The 21,862-nt window shown below is 41.2% G+C and carries 22 protein-coding genes and 1 tRNA gene; 4 read left to right on the top strand and 19 right to left on the bottom strand.

Features of this window, described 5'->3' with window-relative positions:
• Positions 1-137 precede the first annotated feature (137 nt).
• On the top strand, positions 138-926 hold the full coding sequence (locus FTU09_RS02535) for a hypothetical protein (protein WP_004971705.1): 789 nt from the start codon (positions 138-140) through the stop codon (positions 924-926).
• Positions 927-982: 56 nt separating this feature from the next.
• On the opposite strand, the gene FTU09_RS02530 is transcribed toward FTU09_RS02535, so the two are convergent.
• Complete coding sequence (locus FTU09_RS02530; RefSeq protein ID WP_004971707.1) at positions 983-1,162, bottom strand: hypothetical protein; 180 nt, start codon at positions 1,160-1,162, stop codon at positions 983-985.
• A 218-nt stretch (positions 1,163-1,380) separates the two neighbouring features.
• Here FTU09_RS02530 and FTU09_RS02525 point away from each other — a divergent pair, with 218 nt between their 5' ends.
• Entirely contained in the window at positions 1,381-2,616 is a 1,236-nt protein-coding gene (locus FTU09_RS02525; protein WP_004971708.1) for a pyridoxal phosphate-dependent aminotransferase, read from the top strand.
• A gap of 195 nt (positions 2,617-2,811) precedes the next feature.
• Here the strand turns inward: FTU09_RS02525 and FTU09_RS02520 are convergent, their stop codons facing one another.
• Both FTU09_RS02520 and FTU09_RS02515 read right to left on the bottom strand, forming a co-directional pair.
• Positions 2,812-3,639 carry a DMT family transporter gene (locus FTU09_RS02520; RefSeq protein WP_180051606.1) on the bottom strand — a complete coding sequence of 276 codons (828 nt, stop codon included), beginning with the start codon at positions 3,637-3,639 and terminating at the stop codon, positions 2,812-2,814.
• A 124-nt stretch (positions 3,640-3,763) separates the two neighbouring features.
• Complete coding sequence (locus FTU09_RS02515; protein ID WP_179990066.1) at positions 3,764-4,222, bottom strand: hypothetical protein; 459 nt, start codon at positions 4,220-4,222, stop codon at positions 3,764-3,766.
• Positions 4,223-4,472: 250 nt separating this feature from the next.
• On the opposite strand from FTU09_RS02515, the gene FTU09_RS02510 reads away from it, so the two are divergent.
• Positions 4,473-4,548: transfer RNA gene (locus FTU09_RS02510), tRNA-Asn, on the top strand.
• 281 nt (positions 4,549-4,829) lie between these two features.
• Here the strand turns inward: FTU09_RS02510 and FTU09_RS02505 are convergent.
• The 11 genes from FTU09_RS02505 to FTU09_RS02455 form a co-directional block, all read right to left on the bottom strand.
• Entirely contained in the window at positions 4,830-5,483 is a 654-nt protein-coding gene (locus FTU09_RS02505; protein ID WP_004971715.1) for a tRNA-(ms[2]io[6]A)-hydroxylase, read from the bottom strand.
• A gap of 39 nt (positions 5,484-5,522) precedes the next feature.
• Positions 5,523-6,248, bottom strand: a complete 726-nt coding sequence (pdxJ, locus tag FTU09_RS02500) for a pyridoxine 5'-phosphate synthase (protein ID WP_167846448.1) — start codon at positions 6,246-6,248, stop codon at positions 5,523-5,525.
• A gap of 11 nt (positions 6,249-6,259) precedes the next feature.
• Entirely contained in the window at positions 6,260-6,973 is a 714-nt protein-coding gene (gene recO, locus FTU09_RS02495; protein ID WP_180008383.1) for a DNA repair protein RecO, read from the bottom strand.
• 8 nt (positions 6,974-6,981) lie between these two features.
• Positions 6,982-7,182, bottom strand: a complete 201-nt coding sequence (locus FTU09_RS02490; protein ID WP_019837686.1) for an NF038104 family lipoprotein — start codon at positions 7,180-7,182, stop codon at positions 6,982-6,984.
• A 22-nt stretch (positions 7,183-7,204) separates the two neighbouring features.
• On the bottom strand, positions 7,205-8,233 hold the full coding sequence (gene era, locus FTU09_RS02485; protein WP_004971721.1) for a GTPase Era: 1,029 nt from the start codon (positions 8,231-8,233) through the stop codon (positions 7,205-7,207).
• The gene (gene rnc, locus FTU09_RS02480; protein WP_004971722.1) at positions 8,230-8,931 is read right to left on the bottom strand and encodes a ribonuclease III; all 702 of its coding nucleotides are present in this window, start codon (positions 8,929-8,931) and stop codon (positions 8,230-8,232) included. Before rnc ends, era begins: the two co-directional genes overlap by 4 nt.
• On the bottom strand, positions 8,903-9,274 hold the full coding sequence (locus tag FTU09_RS02475; protein WP_004971723.1) for a DUF4845 domain-containing protein: 372 nt from the start codon (positions 9,272-9,274) through the stop codon (positions 8,903-8,905). The genes rnc and FTU09_RS02475 overlap by 29 nt, the downstream gene beginning before the upstream one ends.
• Positions 9,275-9,298: 24 nt before the next feature.
• Positions 9,299-10,126, bottom strand: a complete 828-nt coding sequence (gene lepB / locus FTU09_RS02470) for a signal peptidase I (protein WP_004971724.1) — start codon at positions 10,124-10,126, stop codon at positions 9,299-9,301.
• Positions 10,127-10,147: 21 nt separating this feature from the next.
• On the bottom strand, positions 10,148-11,965 hold the full coding sequence (gene lepA, locus FTU09_RS02465; RefSeq protein WP_004971725.1) for a translation elongation factor 4: 1,818 nt from the start codon (positions 11,963-11,965) through the stop codon (positions 10,148-10,150).
• A gap of 318 nt (positions 11,966-12,283) precedes the next feature.
• A complete protein-coding gene (locus FTU09_RS02460) occupies positions 12,284-12,730 on the bottom strand; it encodes a thioesterase family protein (protein WP_180079481.1) in 447 nt (148 codons plus the stop codon).
• A 167-nt stretch (positions 12,731-12,897) separates the two neighbouring features.
• Positions 12,898-14,280, bottom strand: coding sequence for a Do family serine endopeptidase (locus FTU09_RS02455; protein ID WP_180050404.1), 1,383 nt, complete (start codon positions 14,278-14,280; stop codon positions 12,898-12,900).
• 331 nt (positions 14,281-14,611) lie between these two features.
• Between FTU09_RS02455 and nadB the strand changes: the two genes are divergently transcribed.
• The gene (nadB, locus tag FTU09_RS02450) at positions 14,612-16,246 is read left to right on the top strand and encodes an L-aspartate oxidase (protein WP_035310664.1); all 1,635 of its coding nucleotides are present in this window, start codon (positions 14,612-14,614) and stop codon (positions 16,244-16,246) included.
• 178 nt (positions 16,247-16,424) lie between these two features.
• Here nadB and mtlD read toward each other — a convergent pair whose 3' ends face one another.
• From mtlD to pabC, 5 genes are all read right to left on the bottom strand, one after another.
• On the bottom strand, positions 16,425-18,554 hold the full coding sequence (gene mtlD / locus FTU09_RS02445) for a bifunctional mannitol-1-phosphate dehydrogenase/phosphatase (protein ID WP_180079480.1): 2,130 nt from the start codon (positions 18,552-18,554) through the stop codon (positions 16,425-16,427).
• Between the two features lie 194 nt (positions 18,555-18,748).
• Positions 18,749-19,159 carry a PaaI family thioesterase gene (locus tag FTU09_RS02440; RefSeq protein WP_004971730.1) on the bottom strand — a complete coding sequence of 137 codons (411 nt, stop codon included), beginning with the start codon at positions 19,157-19,159 and terminating at the stop codon, positions 18,749-18,751.
• 140 nt (positions 19,160-19,299) lie between these two features.
• Positions 19,300-19,896, bottom strand: a complete 597-nt coding sequence (gene tmk, locus FTU09_RS02435; RefSeq protein ID WP_179990080.1) for a dTMP kinase — start codon at positions 19,894-19,896, stop codon at positions 19,300-19,302.
• A 2-nt stretch (positions 19,897-19,898) separates the two neighbouring features.
• Entirely contained in the window at positions 19,899-20,969 is a 1,071-nt protein-coding gene (gene mltG / locus FTU09_RS02430; RefSeq protein WP_179990082.1) for an endolytic transglycosylase MltG, read from the bottom strand.
• A complete protein-coding gene (gene pabC / locus FTU09_RS02425) occupies positions 20,962-21,795 on the bottom strand; it encodes an aminodeoxychorismate lyase (RefSeq protein WP_179990084.1) in 834 nt (277 codons plus the stop codon). Before pabC ends, mltG begins: the two co-directional genes overlap by 8 nt.
• Positions 21,796-21,862: the final 67 nt, after the last annotated feature.

The following is a 21,862-nucleotide window of genomic DNA, read 5'->3' as shown; positions in this document are numbered from 1 at the left end:
ATTCTGTAGTGGACGCTGTTAGAACGAAGATGTGCTACGACTAAATTGAGCACGGGGAAACTGCTTTAAGACTTGACCCACTGGCTATTCAAAGGCAACATGAAATTTCAGGACGACAACCATAAAAGCACACATTCATGACTTACCAATATCACGACGAATCAATTATCAAAAGCCTCCCTGAAGATACTGTTTTCGTATTTGGCAGTAACATGGCAGGACAACATGCAGGTGGTGCAGCACGAACAGCCAAAGAATTTTTTGGTGCCGTTGAAGGCGTCGGGCGCGGTTGGGCAGGACAAAGTTTTGCCATTCCAACCATGAATGAACATTTACAACAAATGCCACTATCGCAAATTCAGCACTATGTGGATGACTTTAAAATCTATGCCAAAAACCATCCTAAAATGAAGTATTTTTTAACTTCAATTGGTTGTGGTATTGCAGGTTATACGGTTGAAGAAATTGCCCCTATGTTTAAAGGCATTGCCCATAATGTGATTTTTCCTGCGTCGTTTCGTCCTTTTGTCGAAAAAGCATTGCCTAAACTAACGCAAAAATTACTACACACCATTTACCGTGATTCTGTGATTTTTACCCCTGCCACCGATGAATTAATTGAAGTCTTGGCATTGAGCGATAATGAAAAAGCCTTGGCTAAAATCATATTGAATACACAAATGTACCCAACTGACAGCAATGGGCGTGATCGGGTCTTTGAAATTCAGGATATTTTGCACAACTTAAATGGTAAGGTATTCGAGTTCCAAAATAATTCAGAAGGCCCAATGCTATTTGGTGCAGCGATTTTGGCTTTATTGGAATTGTATAATATCAACGAGCAAGATTTTAGCGATGTATGGCATGGCGTACGTGAAATCTCGCCGCCAAAACCTGCCAACAAAGCGCGTAAGCATGTTCGTTAATTTCAATACTTTTAAATCCCCATCAATAAAAAATGCCACGTAATTGTGGCATTTTTTTAGCGCTTACCCATCGAACGACGAGTACCACGTGGCGGTGGCCAAGTCTTATCCGCATATTGCTCAGGTTTAGGACGCACCGAATTATGTACCGCCTGATCATTATCCTGCGCTGTGTTTGGCATTGGGAATGGGAGATTCACCAATGGTTTTTTTGAAGTAGGCTGCTGCTTACTCATGACCATCACTCTTATAAAATTTGGACTATTTTAAAGTTTTTTGCCGCCCGATGCGAGAAACTTCCACCTCACAGCAGTTTTAATCACGATTTCATAGGAAATTGGTCTAATTTGGTGATTTTTTATTAATTTGATGCAATTTTAAACGACGCAGACATCGAATTTAGGCTAAGATAATATGCTTTTTATTTTTTTATCCCTATAAGAAGGAATATGCCGTGGACGTACGTCTCTCTGATCGTGTCAATGCCATCAAACCGTCCCCAACACTTGCAGTAACCAATAAAGCCGCTGAACTTAAAGCTGCGGGTCATAACGTTATTGGTTTGGGTGCAGGTGAACCGGATTTCGATACACCACAACACATCAAAGATGCAGCTATTGCAGCAATTAATAACGGTTTTACAAAATATACTGCTGTTGACGGTACGCCTGGTCTTAAAAAAGCCATTATCGCAAAATTAAAACGTGACAATAATCTTGACTACCAAGCGAACCAAATTTTGGTGTCTTGTGGTGGTAAGCAATCATTCTTTAACTTGGCGTTGGCTTTGTTAAACAAGGGTGATGAAGTGATTATCCCTGCACCGTTCTGGGTAAGCTATCCAGATATGGTGATTATTGCTGAAGGCGTGCCAGTCATTGTGGAATGTGGTGAAGAACAACGTTTCAAAATCACGCCTGAACAATTAGAAGCTGCGATCACTGACAAAACACGTTTAGTGGTGTTAAACAGCCCATCTAACCCTACAGGTATGATCTACACCAAAGCTGAATTAGAAGCTTTGGCTGCTGTACTACGTAAATACCCTGAAGTATTCATTGCATCTGACGATATGTATGAACCAATCCGTTGGGATGATGAGTTCTATAACATCGCGACAGTTGCACCAGACCTTTATGACCGCACAATCGTATTAAACGGTGTGTCTAAAGCTTATGCAATGACTGGCTGGCGTATTGGCTATGCAGCGGGCCCTGCTAAACTAATTGGTGCGATGAAGAAAATTCAATCTCAATCGACTTCTAACCCAACTTCTATTTCGCAAGTTGCTGCAGAAGCTGCATTGAACGGCCCACAAGACGTACTTGAGCCAATGGTTGAAGCATTCAAACGCCGTCACGACTTAGTTGTAAATGGTTTGAATGACATCAAAGGTATTTCTTGCTTACCTGCAGATGGCGCATTCTATGCGTATGCAAACATCAAACCATTGATTCGTGCGAAAGGCTTAAAATCTTGCACAGAATTCTCTGCTTGGTTATTGGAAGAAACTGGTGTTGCCGTTGTTCCTGGTGATGCGTTCGGTTTAGGCGGTTTCATGCGTATTTCTTATGCAACTGCAGACGAAGTGCTTGTAGATGCGCTTGCACGTATCAAAAAAGCAGCAGAATCAATTGAAGGTGTAGATGAAGCGATTGCTTCAATCGAAGCTGAAAAAGCTGCCAAATAATCTAAACCTGTTTAGATGAACAAAACCCACGATTGAATCGTGGGTTTTTGTTTTAATTACGTTTTTTCACTCATCATTTTTCCTCATTTCTGAGGAGAGAGATCACAAATAACACTTTTAAAAAGCCTCAAGATCATTTCTTGATAGATATAAGAAATTCAATAAAAGACCAAACCCGCTGCAATCTAAACGGTTTTATACACGTGGTTTAGTTAAAATCACCATCAAAATACCACATAACACAATCAAGGTTGCCACGACCTTCAACAGGGTGAGTTGTTCGCCTAGAAAAATTACACCGCCTAAAATCGCCAAACACGGCACAGAAAGTTGCACAGTACTTGCGGTAATGTGATCAATTTTTTTCACAATGCTGTACCACAACACATACGCTCCAGCCGAAGCCAATGCACCCGACAAGACCGCCAAAACCACCCCCTGCCAAGTGATAAAACTTTCGGGTAAATACCAAAGAAAAAATACAGCAACAAGCGGAGTCGCCAGAATGAAATTAGACAGAGTATTAGTTAAAGCATGCTGCATCGTCTTTGCAGTAATGCTATAAAAACCCCATGCAATACCTGCCAGTAACATCATCAGCGCATATTTGAACGTTGGCGTACTGGCTTCAGGCAATAGCAACAAGCCCATCCCCAATACAGCACAGCCTAACCCGACCCAGCGCGGCAAAGTCATGCGCTCACCATGCAAAATTGCATAACTGATCATGGTGATTTGCACTGCGCCAAATAGAATCAATGCACCAATGCCTGCATCTATATGCAAATATGCCAACGAAAAACCGAGTAGATATACAGCAAGGCTTAATGCAGATTTCCATTGGAATTGAATTGGTTGTTGAACCTGCAAAACAGCATAGAATATGCCTAAGCACACTGCCCCACTGCCAACCCTGAGCAAACTAAAACTCATAGGGTCAATTTGCTGTTCAGCCAATGCCAAACGACACAGCAAAGAATTTGCAGCAAATGCGAGCATGGCAATGCATATTTTAATCCACACGGCTGAATATCCTTTTCAAGCTGTTCGCAAATTTTTATCGCAGTTTATAACACTATTTTGGTGCGAGTCATTTAACTCGATTCAATGCAAATCTATTTGGCTGGCAATGATCAATCATCATAGATTAAACACTGTTTTTCAACGCAGTAATCAGTTCTGATTTAGACACTGTAGGTTGAGATGTTCCTTTATATTCACATAAATAGCGAAAAGTAAAGTCTAATTCTACACGCAATTGTTTTTGTTCAGACACAGACCACACGCGTGAACGGTTACTCCCCGAAAGCGCGCTGCCCGCCAGTTGGTACAAATACAAATCATGATCACGCTGCAATGGTTTTTTTGTGCCGTTGTCTGGATGGTCTGAAAGCAATTGGCAGGTCGATTGAATGAGCCATTTTTCACTAAACCACAACTGCAATAAATCGCCCAAATACAAATCTTGAGGTGCCAAAGGCCAGACATGAATAAACGCGCCTTCTACAGCAGTGTAGTATTGTTCAGGCGTAGACAAGATAGAAAGATAATGTTCTTGATAATAAGAAAATTGAGAAAAAATGTCAGAAATGCTGAGCGTATTCATTCGCTTACTCCGATTTAGCCATTTTAGTGCTGGCAAGTTGGGTTAAATCCACACTGTTTAAGATGCTACTTAAACGCTTTGTTCTGTTACTCAGACTAACAACCGATTTTGTGTAACGCAAGTCTTGTGGGTGATTTTTTAATAAAATTTTGTTTTTTGTTCAAATAAAAAGCATATAAAGTCAAAATGAAAGAAACATGACAATTTATGCTTGACCCTTGCTTAAATCTGCTTATAATCGCATTCAGATTCTCCCATAGCTCAGTCGGTAGAGCGACGGACTGTTAATCCGCAGGTCCCTGGTTCGAGCCCAGGTGGGAGAGCCAAATTCTAAAAAGCCCAAGCATAACGACTTGGGTTTTTTATTGCCTAAAATTTATGGATGATGTGGTCTGTAAATAACCAAGCAGCGATTCATGCCTTAATCGTTCAAAAAGATGAATGTAACTGTTTTGGGCAATTCAGCTTAATGTAATTCCTAATCTTAGCCTTGATCATTTCTAAGTGACTTAGGCAACAATCCACAATCAAAATACCTAAGCAATAACTTGATTGATAAAAAAACGGAACCGAAGTTCCGTTTTCTATCTTAGATCATCTACAAGTTTTAAGCGGCTTGCACAGGCACACCACTATGAAAACGGAACAGATCATCTGGACTTAAAATAAGATTCTTTTCCACTTCACGTATATGCTGAATTCGCCCCTGAATATCTTCTTCAGGGTTTTTCAGTTTTGCTGTTTTTGCTACATCCAAAGCCAGTGCCAAATAATCTTCATAATGCCGTGATTCTGATTTCAGTAAATAACGGTAATACTTACCTAATTCTTCATCTACCAATGGCGCAAGCGCATAAAACCGCTCGCATGAACGTGCTTCTACAAAGGCACCTATCACCAAAACATCAATTAGTGCTTCAGGTTCATAGGTACGGATTTCTTTACGTAAACCGCCTGCATAACGCCCTGCACTTAAACCCTGCCACATTTGCCCACGCTTTGCCATGAACTCTAGCACCTGCTCATAATGCAGCATTTCTTCGCGTACCAACTGTGCCAGTTTGACCTGCAAATCGGTAAAAAAGCTGTAACGAAACATCAGATTCATGGCTGTGCCTGCTGCTTTTTTCTCACAGTTAGCATGATCTTGCATCAAAATATCTAAATTATTTAATGCTTCGTTCAACCATTCTTTGGGTGTTTCGCAGCCTAAAAATGCTATCACAGGCTGCATCAATTCATCATAATTTATGCTGGACATAACGTTTCAAATTTTATCTTTCAATTTTAAATATGCAGATTAACGCGCTGCATCAATCGCAGCTTTCATGCGTTTAACAGCCTGTTCCAAGCCGACAAATACAGCATCACCAATTAAAGCATGACCAATATTTAACTCATGGATGTGTTGAATAGCGGCAATTGCACCTACATTGTCCAAGTTCAAGCCATGCCCTGCATTAATCACTAAGCCACGGCTAGCTGCATATTCTACGCCCTGAACAATACGGGTCAATTCGGCTTGCTGTGCAGCTTCATTTTCTGCATTGGCATACGCGCCTGTATGAATTTCAATGGTCGGTGCACCACATGCAACGGCCGCATCAATTTGTGCAAGATCTGCATCAATAAACAGTGACACATCACAGCCAATTGCTGTTAATTCCTGAGTAGCGGCCTTAACTGCTGCAAAATTGCCTACTACATCCAAACCACCTTCAGTGGTTACTTCTTCACGGCGCTCAGGTACCAAACATACATGCTGTGGACGAATTTCTTTGGCAAACTCGATCATTTCTTTAGTAACTGCCATTTCCAAATTCATACGAGTTTTTAGCAACGGACGCATACGACGCACATCATCATCCTGAATATGACGACGGTCTTCACGCAAATGCAAAGTAATCCCCTCTGCACCCGCCTGTTCACAAACTAATGCGGCCTTCACAGGGTCTGGATAGTTCGTGCCACGCGCTTGTCTTAAAGTTGCCACATGGTCAATATTGACACCGAGTAAAGCCATAATAGGTTCCTACATTACGCTTGGGTTTGAGAATTCTGAATCCACAATTGGCGACTTTTTAAAGGTCGATCACCCAACAGTGAACTAATCATTTGTCGATACAGCCGAGACAGTAATTGTAACTGCTCTGGGTTAAAATCCCTACCTTTTTCATAGTCGCACATACTCAGGATCTGTGCGCCAAGCAAATTTGCTCGTGATACTTGCGCGGTGGGGATAAAACCATCATTCAGTTGAAAATGATAATGTAGATTGGGCTGAATCGGCTCTTGGTTCGCATCGACTGAAAAATCAATCGCATAGCCTAATTCTTCCAATAATGCATGTTCAAACTGACGTAAAATTTGTCTTAAGAATAGATTGGGATTTTCTTGACTAGATAAGTGTTGTAAATGCGCCAAAGTCTGGTGATATTGCACAAAAGTTTCTGGCATTTCCACTTCGGCAGAACATAAGCGCAGCACGATTTCATTTAAATAAAAGCCTGAAAAAAATGCATCACCAAAGAAGAAAACCGGTTGATTGACAATTTCCAGCTTGGTGAAATTTTTAAGGTCTGATTTTCCCGAAGCTTGTATGCGAATCGGTTGATATTGTGGCGGTGGCATTTGTCTTAAAATACCATCAACCCGCCCATGTTCGCGGGTAAACAAGTGCACAATATGGCTACGTTCGCGGTATTTTCGATGATGGATTAAATAACCATGCAAGATTTCATTACGCATGATAGCGTCAATTAATCCTGTTCTTTAGAGGATTCTTGTTTGGATTTTTCTTCGTCATCACCATCTGGAATGACAGCACCAACTACAGCAGCAGTGCCTTTCACCACACCCTTTGTAGTTTTGTAGGCAACTTTTACGGGAACTGTCACAACTTTGTGAATACAACCTTGCAAGACAAACATACATGCCACAATGGCCAACACTTTCATCATCACAGTTCCCTTTTCGTCAAACTTAGATATCACTATATCCTAAGCTTTTTAATGCACGTTCATCATCAGACCAACCACCTTTGACTTTCACCCAAAGCGTCAGCATGATTTTTTGCTCGAACATTTTTTCCATGTCGACCCGTGCATCCATACCAATTTTTTTCAGCTTCGCGCCTTTTTCACCAATCACAATGGCTTTTTGACCAGAGCGATCTACAAAAATAGTGGCATCAATATAGGTACATGGTGCTTTCATACGACCCGTTTTTTCATTTAAAACCGCATCTTCAGTTTTAAATGATTCGATTTGCACGGTTAAATCGTAAGGCAGTTCTTCGCCCAATTGGCGCATGATCTTTTCACGGATAATTTCAGATGCCAAGAAACGTTCTGAACGGTCTGTGATTTGATCTAGCGAGTACAACGGTGGCTGGAATGGCAAATAGCGTTCAATCGTGTCACGCAAATGATCTAGGTTCGCGCCGCGCAATGCCGATACAGGTACAATTTCGGCAAAGTTCATTAACTTGGCACGTTCTTGAATAATCGGCAAAGCCTGATTTTTATTCTCAAAAGTGTCGAGTTTGTTAATCACTAGAATCACTGGCATTTCTGCATTTTTCAGCTTTTCTAGGACTAACTCATCATTTTGCGTCCATTTTTGTGCATCTACCACAAACAAAACCAAGTTCACATCACGCAAAGCAGATGATGCAGCACGGTTCATCATTTTGTTGATGGCACGGACTTCTTTTTTATGCATCCCTGGTGTGTCTACAAACACAGCCTGAGATTTTTCACGTGAATCAATTCCCACAATTTTGTGACGTGTGGTTTGCGGTTTACGTGAAGTAATGGATAGTTTTTGACCCAATAAGTGGTTCATGAGGGTCGATTTACCCACATTCGGGCGACCAACAATCGCAACAAAACCACTGCGGAAATCAGATGGAATTTCAGTTCCCTGACCGCTAAAGAATTGGTTAATTAGGTCATTGGCGTCGTTATTCGACTCGTGATCAGCATCTACGTGATCGGAATGGATGGTCATTCAGACTTTTGCTCCAAGAATTTTAAAATATCTGCCGCAACTGCCTGCTCGGCAAAGCGACGGCTTGAACCTTCACCCTTCATTACAGGCAAACTATCGACTCGGCATTCCACAATGAAATGCTGATTCGGTGCATCGCCCTGAATATCTACAACCTCGTAAACCGGGAGAGGTTTTTTACGTGCTTGTAAATACTCTTGTAAGCGTGATTTAGGGTCTTTGAGTTGATCGGTTGGCTCAATATGATCTAAATAAGGGCTGTACCATTTTAGCACAATCGTTTGCAGCAAATTCAAATCACCGCTATCGACATAAATAGCGCCAATAATCGCTTCTACGGTATCTGCCAGTATAGACTCACGATGATGACCGCCAGATTTCAATTCACCTGTACTGAGAATTAAATTTTGGCTGAGCTTTAAATCATTGGCGATTTTGCCTAAGGCTTCCTGACGTACCAGTGTTGCCCGCATGCGCGTTAAACGCCCTTCATTTTCATGTGGATAAGCCACATATAAATAATTGGCAACAATCATTCCCAATAACGAATCGCCTAGAAATTCCAGACGTTCGTAATTGTGTTTATGACTCACCGAGCGGTGAGTCAAAGCCAGTTTAAGCAATTCAGGTTGCTTAAACTGATAACCGATTCGGCTGGCTAGACGGGTCTCATTTAGCTTGGACTGAGCTTTGATCAAAACTTTTCTCGAACTTCATTACAATATCAATATTCAATAAGAAAGGTTTTCTTATTTCATATTCTTTTTTCACTTCTAAACCATCTACGTTGGTCACTTGAGCTACATCTGCAAATTTAATATCGCGAATGTTGTTCATGCTTAAACGCTTGTCCATTTCACCAATAAACTTTTGTGGTGATAGGTTTTTTGGCCCATTCAACAATTGCTCTTCAATTTGATTGTCCAACATTCGATCATCGAAATATGGTCCCCAAACCGCAATTGCCACTTTTGCCATAAATGCAAAACCAATAATTGCAATTAAAATTGCAATATAGGATGCCCCCTGTTGATGACGCATTTTTTATTTTCCTAATCTGCTTTATTAATCAATTTTGCCGTTACGACTAAATGACGGCAAATTAAACCCAGGTTCTTTATGCATCCAGACATAGAATGCACGGCCTGTTAGGTTTTCCTCTGGTACAAAGCCCCAAAAACGACTGTCAGCACTTTGATCGCGGTTATCCCCCATCGCGAAGTAATGACCTTCAGGTACTTTGACTTCCCAATATAAACCATTTTCTGCTGAATATTTACCATTGTCTACATAGTTCAAGAATGGTGCCTGACGCGCCACGTTTACACCTTCAAGTTCGCGCATGGTAAATGTATGCGCGCCTAAAGTTTCCTGATGATAAATTGAAGTAGGTGTATCTAAACTATCTTTTTCACGACTAAACTGGATTGGGGTTTTCGTTACTTTCTCGCCATTAATGCTCAGCTGACCATGATCATAAACAATATGATCGCCTGGTAAACCGACAATACGCTTAATATAACTAATGCTTGGTTGTGGTGGATAACGGAACACCGCAACCTCACCACGTTCAGGTGAACCCACATCTATAATTTTGCTGTTAATAATTGGCAAACGTACACCGTATTCAAACTTATTCACCAAAATAAAATCGCCCGTTTCTAAGGTTGGCACCATAGAATCTGACGGAATATTAAATGGTTCATACAGGAATGAACGCAGTACCATCACCACTGCCAAAACAGGCCAAAAATCATAAGCCCATGTGATAATGAAGTTTTCATTGCCTCGCCCTTTCGTCGCTCTTTGTTTAAATACAAATTTATCGAGCAGCCACACCGCAATAAAAAATAATGTGGCAGGAACGAGAATCAAATTAAAATCAAAATCCATGGGTTTATTATCCTTATAATTTTAGCGTTCGACTTTAAGTACAGCTAAGAAAGCTTCTTGCGGGATTTCAACACTTCCCACTTGCTTCATACGTTTCTTACCTTCTTTTTGCTTGGCAAGTAGTTTCTTCTTACGAGAAACGTCACCGCCATAACACTTCGCAAGTACGTTTTTACGCATCGCTTTCACGGTTGAACGCGCAATAATTTGCGCACCAATCGCAGCCTGAATAGCCACATCAAACATTTGACGCGGAATCAAGTCTTTCATTTTTTCAACCAAGGCAATACCACGGTGACGTGCATCCTGACGGTGACAAATCATCGCTAAGGCATCAACTTTTTCACCGTTAATCAGTACATCGACTTTAACCAAAGATGAACTTTCAAAACGCACAAAGTTATAATCTAACGATGCAAAACCACGTGAACATGACTTCAATTTATCAAAGAAATCCATCACGACTTCTGCCATTGGAATTTCAAAAGTAATAGACACTTGGTTACCCAAGAATTTCATGTCTTTTTGCACACCACGACGCTCAATACATAGGGTCATGACGTTACCCAAGTATTCTTGCGGCACTAAAATATGACATTCCGCAATCGGTTCACGCAAATCTTCTACAGTTGAACCATCAGGCATTTTAGATGGACTGTCGATATAAACCGTTTCGCCATTTTTCATCACAGCTTCATAAATAACCGTTGGAGCTGATGAAATTAGGTCTAAATCGTACTCACGCTCTAAACGCTCTTGTACGATTTCCATGTGCAACATGCCCAAGAAACCACAACGAAAACCAAAGCCCAAAGCATCTGAACTTTCAGGTTCAAAGAACAATGCTGAGTCGTTAATTTGTAGTTTGTGCAATGCTTCACGGAACGGTTCAAAGTCGCTGGCATCAATTGGGAATAAACCCGCATAAACCTGCGGCTTAACTTTTTTAAAGCCTGGTAAGGTTTCTACTTCTGGTGTCGTTGCAAGTGTGATGGTATCACCGACTGGCGCACCGAAAATATCTTTAATACCCGCAATAACAAAGCCAACTTCACCTGCTTCTAAAATACCTGTTTCGGTATGTTTTGGATTAAAAATACCAACTGAGGTAATGATGTGCGTTTGACCTGTCGATTTCATCAACATTTTATCGCCTTTACGCACACGACCTTGCTTGATACGTACCAACGACACAACGCCCAAATAGTTATCAAACCATGAGTCAATAATTAAGGCTTGCAATGGCGCATCGCGGTCACCTTGTGGTGCAGGAATGACATTCACCAAGGTTTCTAATACATTGTCGATGCCTAAACCTGTTTTAGCCGAACAGGTGGGTGCATCTTGCGCTTCGATACCAATAATTTCTTCAATTTCATGAATCACGCGCTCAGGTTCTGCCTGCGGTAAATCAATTTTATTCAGTACAGGTAAAACTTCTAAGCCTTGCTCAATTGCGGTATAGCAGTTTGCAACTGATTGCGCTTCTACCCCTTGTGCCGCATCGACTACCAATAGCGCACCTTCACAAGCTGCCAAAGAACGTGATACTTCATAGGAAAAGTCAACGTGTCCTGGGGTGTCAATGAAGTTTAACTGGTATTCCTGACCATTTGGATGGTTGTAGTATAAAGTCACTGAGGTGGCTTTAATGGTAATCCCACGCTCACGCTCAAGCTCCATAGAATCCAACACCTGAGCTTGCATCTCACGATCTTGTAAACCACCACAGGTTTGAATGAAACGATCTGCTAGAGTCGATTTACCATGGTCAATATGGGCAATGATCGAAAAGTTACGGATGTTTTTAATATCAACAGTTTTTTTAGCTTGCGCCATGGGTTACCTTGAAAAATAACACGCTCTGCACCTCAAAATTCATGCAGAGCAAAAGCCGAATAGAAATTGCGAAGGATTATAGCAGATGGATTTTTCAATGTATCCATAATAATGACTTCCTTTTGCAGCCTCACGCGTTTTTCTTTTTATTCGAGAGTTTCAGGCTTTTTATACAAAGATTTATGTCGTGATTAAGCTGAGAATTGAAAGCCACGTCATGCTATTTGAAACAGGTGAATACCCTCTTTAACAACATCGACAGCAATAACATGCGGCAACTTTCAATGACGCTACACTTGGTGCTTCAATTCCTCTTAATTAATCATACTCACTAAAATCCAACGGATTCACATCTGCAGTAAGTGGTTGATAGGCCTGTGTAAATGTCGGTGACATGCGTTTTGGACGACCTGTAGCAATTTCCACACAAGCCCATTGTGTATTGCCCATAAACAGCAGACTTTTATCTTGAGGGCGATAAAACGCATATTGGCGGAATGAATACAACGCATTCAAATCACTTAACCATGTACGCAAAATCAGCTCCTCACCTTCGAGTGCCGCTTTACGATATTGCACATGATGTTCCACCGCCACCATCGCATGTTTTAGTTTTAAGTATTCCTGCACACCTAAGCCTAATGTTTTGATATGTGCCGATGCTACATCCTGCATCCACTGCACATACACCACATTATTGACATGCCCTAAAATATCAATATGTTCTGGCTGTACGGTGATTTTTAAATCAAATATGCTGCTCATGTCATCCTTTTAACTAAAACGGCGATGTCGGTCTAGTCTAACAAAAATACCGAGTTACATAAAAAAGTCGCCCTAATTCAAGAGCGACTTCCTTAAAATAAGTGGCTATTTAAAGTTTAGCAAGATTCTAAATTTTAGATAGATTTACGATTTTATGCCACATCAACTTATTGAATACGCATGCCAATAATCGCACGTTGCCCTTGACGGATAATCACCACACGCGCAATTGTACCTTGTTTCAAGGTAGATACTGTTTCAACAAATTGGTTGGCATTTTGGATGGTGGTGTTATTCAGTTGCACAATCACATCACCTGGCATAATACGTGCCTGAGCTGCCGAACCACCACGACGCACTTCCTGAATCAGCACACCGCCTTTAATATCTAATTGGCGTTGTTCTGCAACGCTTAAATCACGAATCGACACCCCTAAAACAGGGCCTTTGGCTGCGGTATCAGGGTTGTTTTTGGCAGGCGTGTCGTCAGGTGCTGTGCTCACCGTAGCGGTAATATTACGGCGTTTATCATCGCGTAATACTTCAAGCTGAATACTTTGATTTGGCACTGAACGGTTTAAATAGTTCAACAATTCAGACGTTCTGGAAATAGGTGTGCCGTTGTATTTAAGAATCACATCGCCCGCGCGCAAACCTGCACGTGCCGCAGGTGAGTTTGGTGCAACTTGAGTAATTAATGAACCTTCAGGCTTACTGAGTTTATAAGATTCTGCCAAATTGCGGTCAATATCTTGCAAACTCACCCCTAAATAAGAACGAGTCACTTTACCGTTACGCTTTAACTGATCGGCAACATCCATGGCAACATCAATAGGAATGGAGAATGACAAGCCCATATAACCACCCGTACCACTAAAAATACGGGAGTTCACGCCGACCACTTCACCGCGCTGGTTAAATAGTGGCCCGCCTGAGTTACCTGGGTTAAGCGCCACATCGGTCTGAATAAATGGCACTGAAGTTTCACCCATCATATTACGCATTTTGGCACTCACGATTCCTGCCGATGCAGAATAGTCAAAGCCAAATGGTGAACCAATCGCAAGTACAGGCTCACCTACACGTAATTGATCGACATTGCCTGTACGCAGTTCTGGATAACTGCTGCCCTGCACTTTTAATAACGCGACATCGGTACGTTCATCACTACCCACGACAGTTGCATCAAGTTCACGGCGGTCATTCAGTACAATGGTAACTTTAGAAGCATCTTCAACAACGTGGTGATTGGTTAAAAGGTATCCATCTTTACTGATAAAAAAGGCACTGCCGTAACCTGTTTTTTCTTGTGGAATTTGCTGTTGAGGAATAATCACTTGATTGCCAAAAAAACGGCGTAAAATTTCTGGAACTTGTTGTTGTAAGAGTTCTTCCTGACTCATTTTTTTGACAACATTGACACTCACCACCGCAGGACTAACCTGCTCAACCAAATTAGAAAAGTCTACTGGTGGTGCTGCTTGAGCCTGCACAGTTGCCATAGTAAAAACAGCCGCATATAAACCTTTTTTTAAGTTGCGATTTTTCATAAATAGCATTCACTCAATAATAATTATGACTTTGAACTCACCTTATTTAGCACAAAATAATAGGCTTTTGCGTAATAAAATGTTGAATCTTTTTCAATTACGGTTTGGCAGGCACTGTGGAGGATAGCTGAGATAGCATCTTATATTTGACCCATCAAAAATGATGCGCCAAAGTGCTATAAATGAAAAGCGTGGAATCGAATCACAATAAAAGTGGGATATTCCATAAAAGTTGCCAGTTTATTCTTTTTTTTCATTATTCAAATCCACTTCGCACTTGCCTTTTTCTGTAAAAAGGGGTGTCATTATCCAACTTTTTTCAAATTAGCTGATGGACATGCCTAATTTAAACACAACACATCAATTTGATGTGATTATTGTGGGAAGTGGTGGTGCAGGTTTGAGTTTAGCGCTCTCATTACCCCAGCATTTCAATATTGCCGTTTTGGCGAAATCTACCCTTACTGAAGCCAGCACTTTCTATGCGCAAGGCGGTGTCGCGGCAGTTCTTGATGAAACAGATTCAATTGAACAACACATAGATGACACTATGATTGCAGGTGCTCATTTATGTGAAATGGATGCCGTCAAGCAAACCGTAGAAGGCGGCAAACCTTCGGTAGATTTTCTGCTGAAACAAGGTGTGCAATTTACTTTAGATGAACAAGAACAGTTGCACTTAACCCGTGAAGGCGGTCACTCACAGCGACGTATCATTCACGCTGCCGATGCAACGGGGCGCGCAATTTCGACCACTTTGGTACAACGTGCCCAAGAACAGCAAAACATCACCATTTTTGAAAATTATATTGCGATTGACTTAATTACCTCGCAAAAATTAGGTTTAAATGAAAGCAATCGCGCTTTGGGCTTATATGCATTAGATGAAAAAACACAAAAAGTGCATAGCTTCCTTGCGCCATTTACCGCACTTGCCTGCGGTGGTGCAATGAAAGCCTATCTATATACATCTAACCCAGACATTGCTACAGGTGATGGTATGGCGATGGCATACCGTGCAGGTTGTCGTGTGGCAAATATGGAATTTAACCAATTCCATCCGACCTGTTTGTACCATCCTCAAGCACGTTCGTTTTTAATTACTGAAGCCATGCGTGGTGAAGGTGCATATTTGCGTTTACCCGATGGTGAGCGTTTTATGCTGCGTTTTGATGAGCGTGCAGAGTTGGCACCACGTGACATTGTCGCACGTGCAATTGACTATGAAATCAAACGCTTAGGTATTCGCCATGTGTGGTTAGACATCACTCATAAACCTGCAGAATTTGTAAAGGAACACTTCCCAACGCTGTATGCACGTTTACTGGAATTAGGTATTGATATCACCACTGATATGATTCCTGTTGTACCTGCTGCCCACTACACTTGTGGTGGTGTGATGGTGGATGAACATAGCCAAACCGATATTGCAGGTTTATATGCGATTGGTGAAACTTCTTATACAGGTTTGCATGGCGCTAACCGTATGGCAAGTAACTCTCTTTTAGAATGTTTTGTCTATGGAATGGCGGCCGCCAAACATATTGAAGCTCATTACACCGCAGATTATAGCTCGCCTGAAGTTCCTGCTTGGGATGATTCGCAAGTGACCAACCCTGACGAAGATGTGGTGATTTTACAAAACTGGGATGAGCTACGTGCAACCATGTGGAACTATGTCGGCATTGTACGCACCACTAAGCGTTTAGAGCGTGCCTTACACCGTATTGAAATGCTAAAACGTGAAATCACCGAGTATTATCAGGACTATCAAGTCAGTAAAAACTTGATTGAGCTGCGTAATTTGGTTCTGGTTTCTGAAATGATTGTGCGCTGTGCCATGCAACGCAAAGAATCGCGTGGTTTACACTTCACGCTAGATTATCCTGAACTCGCACCTGAATTGCGTAAGACTGTGCTTATTCCACCAAATTTCCAAGTGGAAACCCCATTGGTGAATGAGTGATCTGATTGCTTGTTACACAACAGCATTTGCATAAAAGTATCTGTGAATAAAGTGCATTTGAATTCTAATGCAAGAAAGCACCGAATCGTGTTCCATAACACGATTCGGTATTTTATCATTTTGAATATGATGACGTTAACTTACTAAACCTCCCCCCAAGAATTCATCAAGTTGATTTTTAGATTACGGCTGCAACTTGAGTACCATCTTGAATAAATGCTTCTAAGCGAACTTGACCAGCCAATAGTTGCTGTAATTGGTGGCTAATTATGTACTGCAATTGCTGCCGTGTTTGTTCGTCTATAGGCGCATTTTGCAATTGTTTTGACAAATGCTGTAATGCTGCTTGAGCCCCCAACTGCTGCATTTTAATTGCATACAGATAGCCCAACACCACTCCTTTCTGCACATAATTTGCAGCTAAATCATGCTGCAGATGATAAATCAAAGCACCCATCACCCGTTCATTGGCTGAGAGTTTACGCAAAGGGTCACGTGCCACACGCTGACACGGGTCTTTATAGGCATGTTCACATGAGTCCAGAAAGCTCTGTGCCAGATGCTTTAAGTTTTGCTGACGATGCGGCAACTGTGCAGCTAATCCCAACGCTACTTGTGCCGAAACAGCGCGGGTAAAATCTGCAACCAATGGGTCTGCCATTGCGACACCAATACTGTTATGCCCTATTAAACTGGATAACCAAGCCATCATGGCATGTACACCATTCCATAAACGATTTTTAATGAGTTGAATTTCGGCAATATCATCTACCAAAATCATTTGACGCATGTGTTGCAATAATGGACTGGCATTTTCCACATAAATAGGCATGTCACTTTCAGCATGAAATAAAATTAAATCCATACTTTGCAAAATGTGACTGGGCTGAAAATTGCGTCTTAAATCTTCTACATATAAGGTGGCTTGACGCTCTTGCTCAGGCTGCAATCGAGTATTGTCTTCAATTTCAATTGGCTCTGCTTCGTCATCCAACTGAAATTGCTTAAAAATATTATACTTGATGCGTAATTGGCGATATAAGTTTTGATCGTTTAATTTAGAGACCATTCTATTTACGACAGTATCGCAAAAATAATGCTGCGCCATAATTTTGGCTGCCGTATCGGGATCCAACAACGTCTCTAACGCCTGATGAATATGCGTCATCAAGAGCTGTTTTGCCCCAACTTTATTTAAAATTACCAAAATAGTTAAAGGCTGATGGGGTTCAACTTGCGCTATAAAACGGGCATATAAGCCCTGCGCAATTACTTTAGCCTCTTGCTGTAAAGCATGTTCAGGCAAACATAATGCAATTAGGCTCGACTCCACATACATTTGCTGCATCTGCTGCAAGTTCTCCGCATCAATGATGTGCATATTTTCAATTCGTTCATCATAAGAACATTGTCCATAACGAATTGAATACGTTCCAAAGGCGTTTACTGCAGAACGATATAAGGTATTCCGTGTAGAAGCATAAATACGTTTAGGACGGGTATAGCCATCCCAGTGCGATAAAATTTGGGCCAAATAGCCCCCACCTATTGCACCAAAACCATGAATCCCCACACTCAACTGATTTAAAGTTTGCGGGAAGGCCTCTTGTAAACTCGGCATTTCCAATACAGGAATAACTTGATTTAAGTCATCTAAATAAGCTTGCATACTTGCGTAATAATGCTGCGTGAGTGACAACATATTAGCATTAGGTTTTTTGATATCCCGAAATAGTATGGTTATGCCACCCGCTGCATGTGCAGATTTGATTCCATTTTCAGAATCTTCCAGCATGAAACATTCGCTGGGTTCTAGATTAATTTTTTGTGCAGCTGTTATAAAAATTTCAGGATGTGGCTTGCCCTGTTGCACCTCATCGCCACAAACTAATACATCAAAAAACTTATAGACATTGGCATTAATCAAATATTCTTCGGCAATGGCACGACGACTAGACGTAGCAACCGCCATTCTCAAGCCAGACTTTCGTAACCGCTCTAATACCTGCAACAAACCTTTTTTAATGGGCACACCAAAATTGCGCACACTTTCTAATTCTAGTTCATCAGCACGCTGACGGATCTCACGGTAAGGAATGTCTGCACCATATTCTGCTTGCGCCAGTTGTTCAGCGCTCTTTGCACTCAAACCCAAACATTGCATGAGGTATACGTCTGAAAATTCAACGCCAATGAGCTCCTGAGATGCCTGCTTCAATGTTTGAAACCGTAATCGTTCAGTATCAAACATTGTTCCATCCATATCAAAGATTGCTCCATGAACAATATTGTTCTTAAATTTAAGCATTTAGCTCCCTTGTTTTATCACTTACGGGTTGCTAGCTTAGACAAAAGCAGATTTGATCTATATGAAAAACATAAAATGAAATATTTGTGATTATTTTTTAACCAATCAAACCCTGATTTTCATGTGGTATGTGTACATATGTAACCACATGGTAAATATAAGTAACTAAAATTAAGATAAAGCTGACTTTATTCTCAGCCAATCTGTGGAATCGAATACGTCCCTGTGACATGCGCCACGGCATCATCTACACCTTCGGAATATACCCAAACCTCACCGACCACGAGGTTTTTCCCTACTTTCATTAAGCGACATTCACCACGTAAATTACGCCCTGCTGCGGGCTTACGTAAAAAGTTGATGTTTAAATTACTGGTCACCGCCAAAGCCACCAAACCCAACTCCCCTAAAATGGCGATATAAAGTGCATAGTCTGCAACAGTCATCATAGTCGGCCCTGATACCGTACCACCTGGGCGTAAATCACGTTCATCGATGTGATAATTCACCAATGCCCCACGTGGCGTGATGGACACAATTTCACATTTTTCCAGACTTTGCGGAAACTCTACTTTTAAAAATTCAATAATTTCTTCTTTGGTCATACTTACTATTCGCTATTTTTTTAAAAAATCTTCTAAAGCGTTTCCACTATAGAAGATTTTTCCATTCAATCAAATGTCTAACTACAACCCAATGGCTTGTTATGCCTTTTTGTATATGCCTTTGCGTTTTATGCCTTCGCTTACAAATAGTGCATCGCTTGTGCAAATACTTGATCTGGACTTTGTGTTGCATCTAAGCGCTTCACCCGCTCAGGATGTCGCTCCCACAAAGATTGATAGCCACCCCTTACTTTCTCAAAAAAAGTGGCTTTCTCTTGCTCAAAACGATCAAGCGCTCCACGCGCACGTGCACGGGTCATACCCAGTTCAATCGGTGCATCGAGCCAAAAAGTTAAGTCAGGCATACGTGCGACAAAGTTATTATTTAAAGTCATCAACTTGCTTTCACTTAAACCACGTCCCGCACATTGATAAGCAAAACTGGCATCGCTAAAACGGTCACATAGTACAGTTTTTCCTGCAGCCATTGCTGGTAAAATCACCTGATCTAAATGCTGAGCACGCGCTGCATACATCAACAATAACTCAGTGTCTGAACACATTTTTTCTTCATGGTTGACCGCGAGTAACAAAGCACGAATTTGCTCTGCCATAGGGGTTCCACCTGGCTCACGGGTTAAAACCACCTCTTGACCTTGTGCAGTAAAATAATCATGAATACGGCGAATGAGTGTCGTTTTGCCTACCCCTTCGGTGCCTTCAAAACTGATAAACATGCTTATTCCCCTGATTTTTTCGCGCGCAGTACATTTAAATATTCCTGCACGGCACGGTTATGATCTTGCAAATTGGTGCTAAATTTATGTCCACCATTACCTGTCGCGACAAAATAAATGTTGTCAGATTGGTCTGGATGCATCGCCGCTTCAATGGCTTTTTGACTTGGCAAGGCAATTGGTGTTGGCGTTAAGCCACTCATGGTATAGGTATTGTATGGCGTTGGCGTGCGTAAATCCTGACGGGTAATATTGCCCTGATATTTATCGCCCATTCCATAAATAACAGTTGGATCGGTTTGTAAACGCATGCCTAGTTTTAAACGGCGTACAAATACCCCAGACACTTGCTGCAACTCAGCATCGACATTGGTTTCTTTTTCAATAATTGAGGCCATAATCAAGGCTTCATATTTATTTTTATAAGGTAAATCTGCTGCTCGATTATTCCAAGCATCATCTAATGCTTTCATTTGACGCTGATATAAATCGGTTAAAATTTTACGATCAGTTTCACCTTTAGCAAAAAAATACGTATTTGGTGCAAACAACCCTTCTGGATGTGCATAAGGAATATTTAAAGCTTTCAGCAATTCTGCATAAGGTAAATACACTACTTCTTTACTGACCAAATCATCTTTCTTTAATGCCTCAATCAATTGCTTAAAAGTCGTGCCTTCAATAACCAAAATACGGTTCATTTGCGCATTTTCAGCATTGGCGATCATTTCCAAAACCTGACGTACACTCATGCCCTGACGGACTTCATACACGCCTTTTTTCATGCTGTCGTGAATCATCACCCGTTGATAGAGTTTTAAAACAATTGGAAAATTCACATGATCTTGTTCTGCCAAACGGTCAATAAAACGTGAGTAAGTATCACCATTATTAATCGCCAATAATTGTTTTTGACCTTCAACAGGATAATCTCTAAACAGACTTGACCATAAAATCACGCCAAGCACCAGTAATAGCCCCAGTATAAAAATGATGCCACCTTTCAAGGCACGCATAGACTGTACTGTATTAGTTTTCTTTTTAGATTTTGATGGGCGTTTAGGTTTAGACATAAGAATGTATCTGATTCAGTTGAAGTTGCTTAAATAATTCCACACACGGCTGCACATCTAAAACCTGCTGCCCTAAATGGCTGACAATTTTCATGGGCGTTAAAGCATTACAGAAAAACAGACTTTGAATCTGCGCAATTTCCGCAGCATGAATATCACGCTGTTCACAATGCAAATTCTGTTGTTGCATGCGCGATAAAATTTCTGCCCGCATGACACCGTGCACGCCATTATAACCAAGTTGCGGAGTAATCCATGTATTGTTTATACGAATGAAACAATTACTACTCACACCTTCAACCACACTGCCCTGTACATCAGTAACCAAAGCTTCTGTCCAGCCTTTTTGATCGGCTTCTTGTTTGAGCAATACCTGTTCAATTCGGTTTAGACTTTTCAGCCCAACTAAATTCGGCATGCTCAGTCCAATCGCTTGAGTCAAGACGCCACTTTGAATGATGTCATAATGATATGCCATATCTAAAGCCGCTTGTACTTGTGGATAGAAAAACACCCAAACATCGGCAGGATGATCAGGCAAACTGTAACCTCGCTGCCCTACACCACGACTTAAAACAATCTTCAAAGTACCATTTAACTCGCCATGCGCCTGCTTTAAAAGTGTCAGCGTTTCAGTGATTAACTCAAGATTGGCATTTAAAGAAAGTTGGCGATTGGCATATTGCAAACGCGCCAAATGGCGGTCAAATAATTCAATTTGATTTTGGCGAAAACGTGCAGTGCTAAAGCATCCATCACCATAATGAAACGCGCGATCTAACACATGAATCTGCTCGGTAGGCTTGGCATTTTTATAACACTGCATGGAAGAAGTACTCGTTATTTATCTCTAAATATAGAAAACAATGAAGAAATTTATATTTATCATTTAC

Source organism: Acinetobacter sp. YH12058 (assembly GCF_013419805.1).
Taxonomy (GTDB): Bacteria; Pseudomonadota; Gammaproteobacteria; order Pseudomonadales; family Moraxellaceae; genus Acinetobacter; species Acinetobacter towneri.
This window is presented reverse-complemented; position numbering and strand designations above follow the sequence as displayed.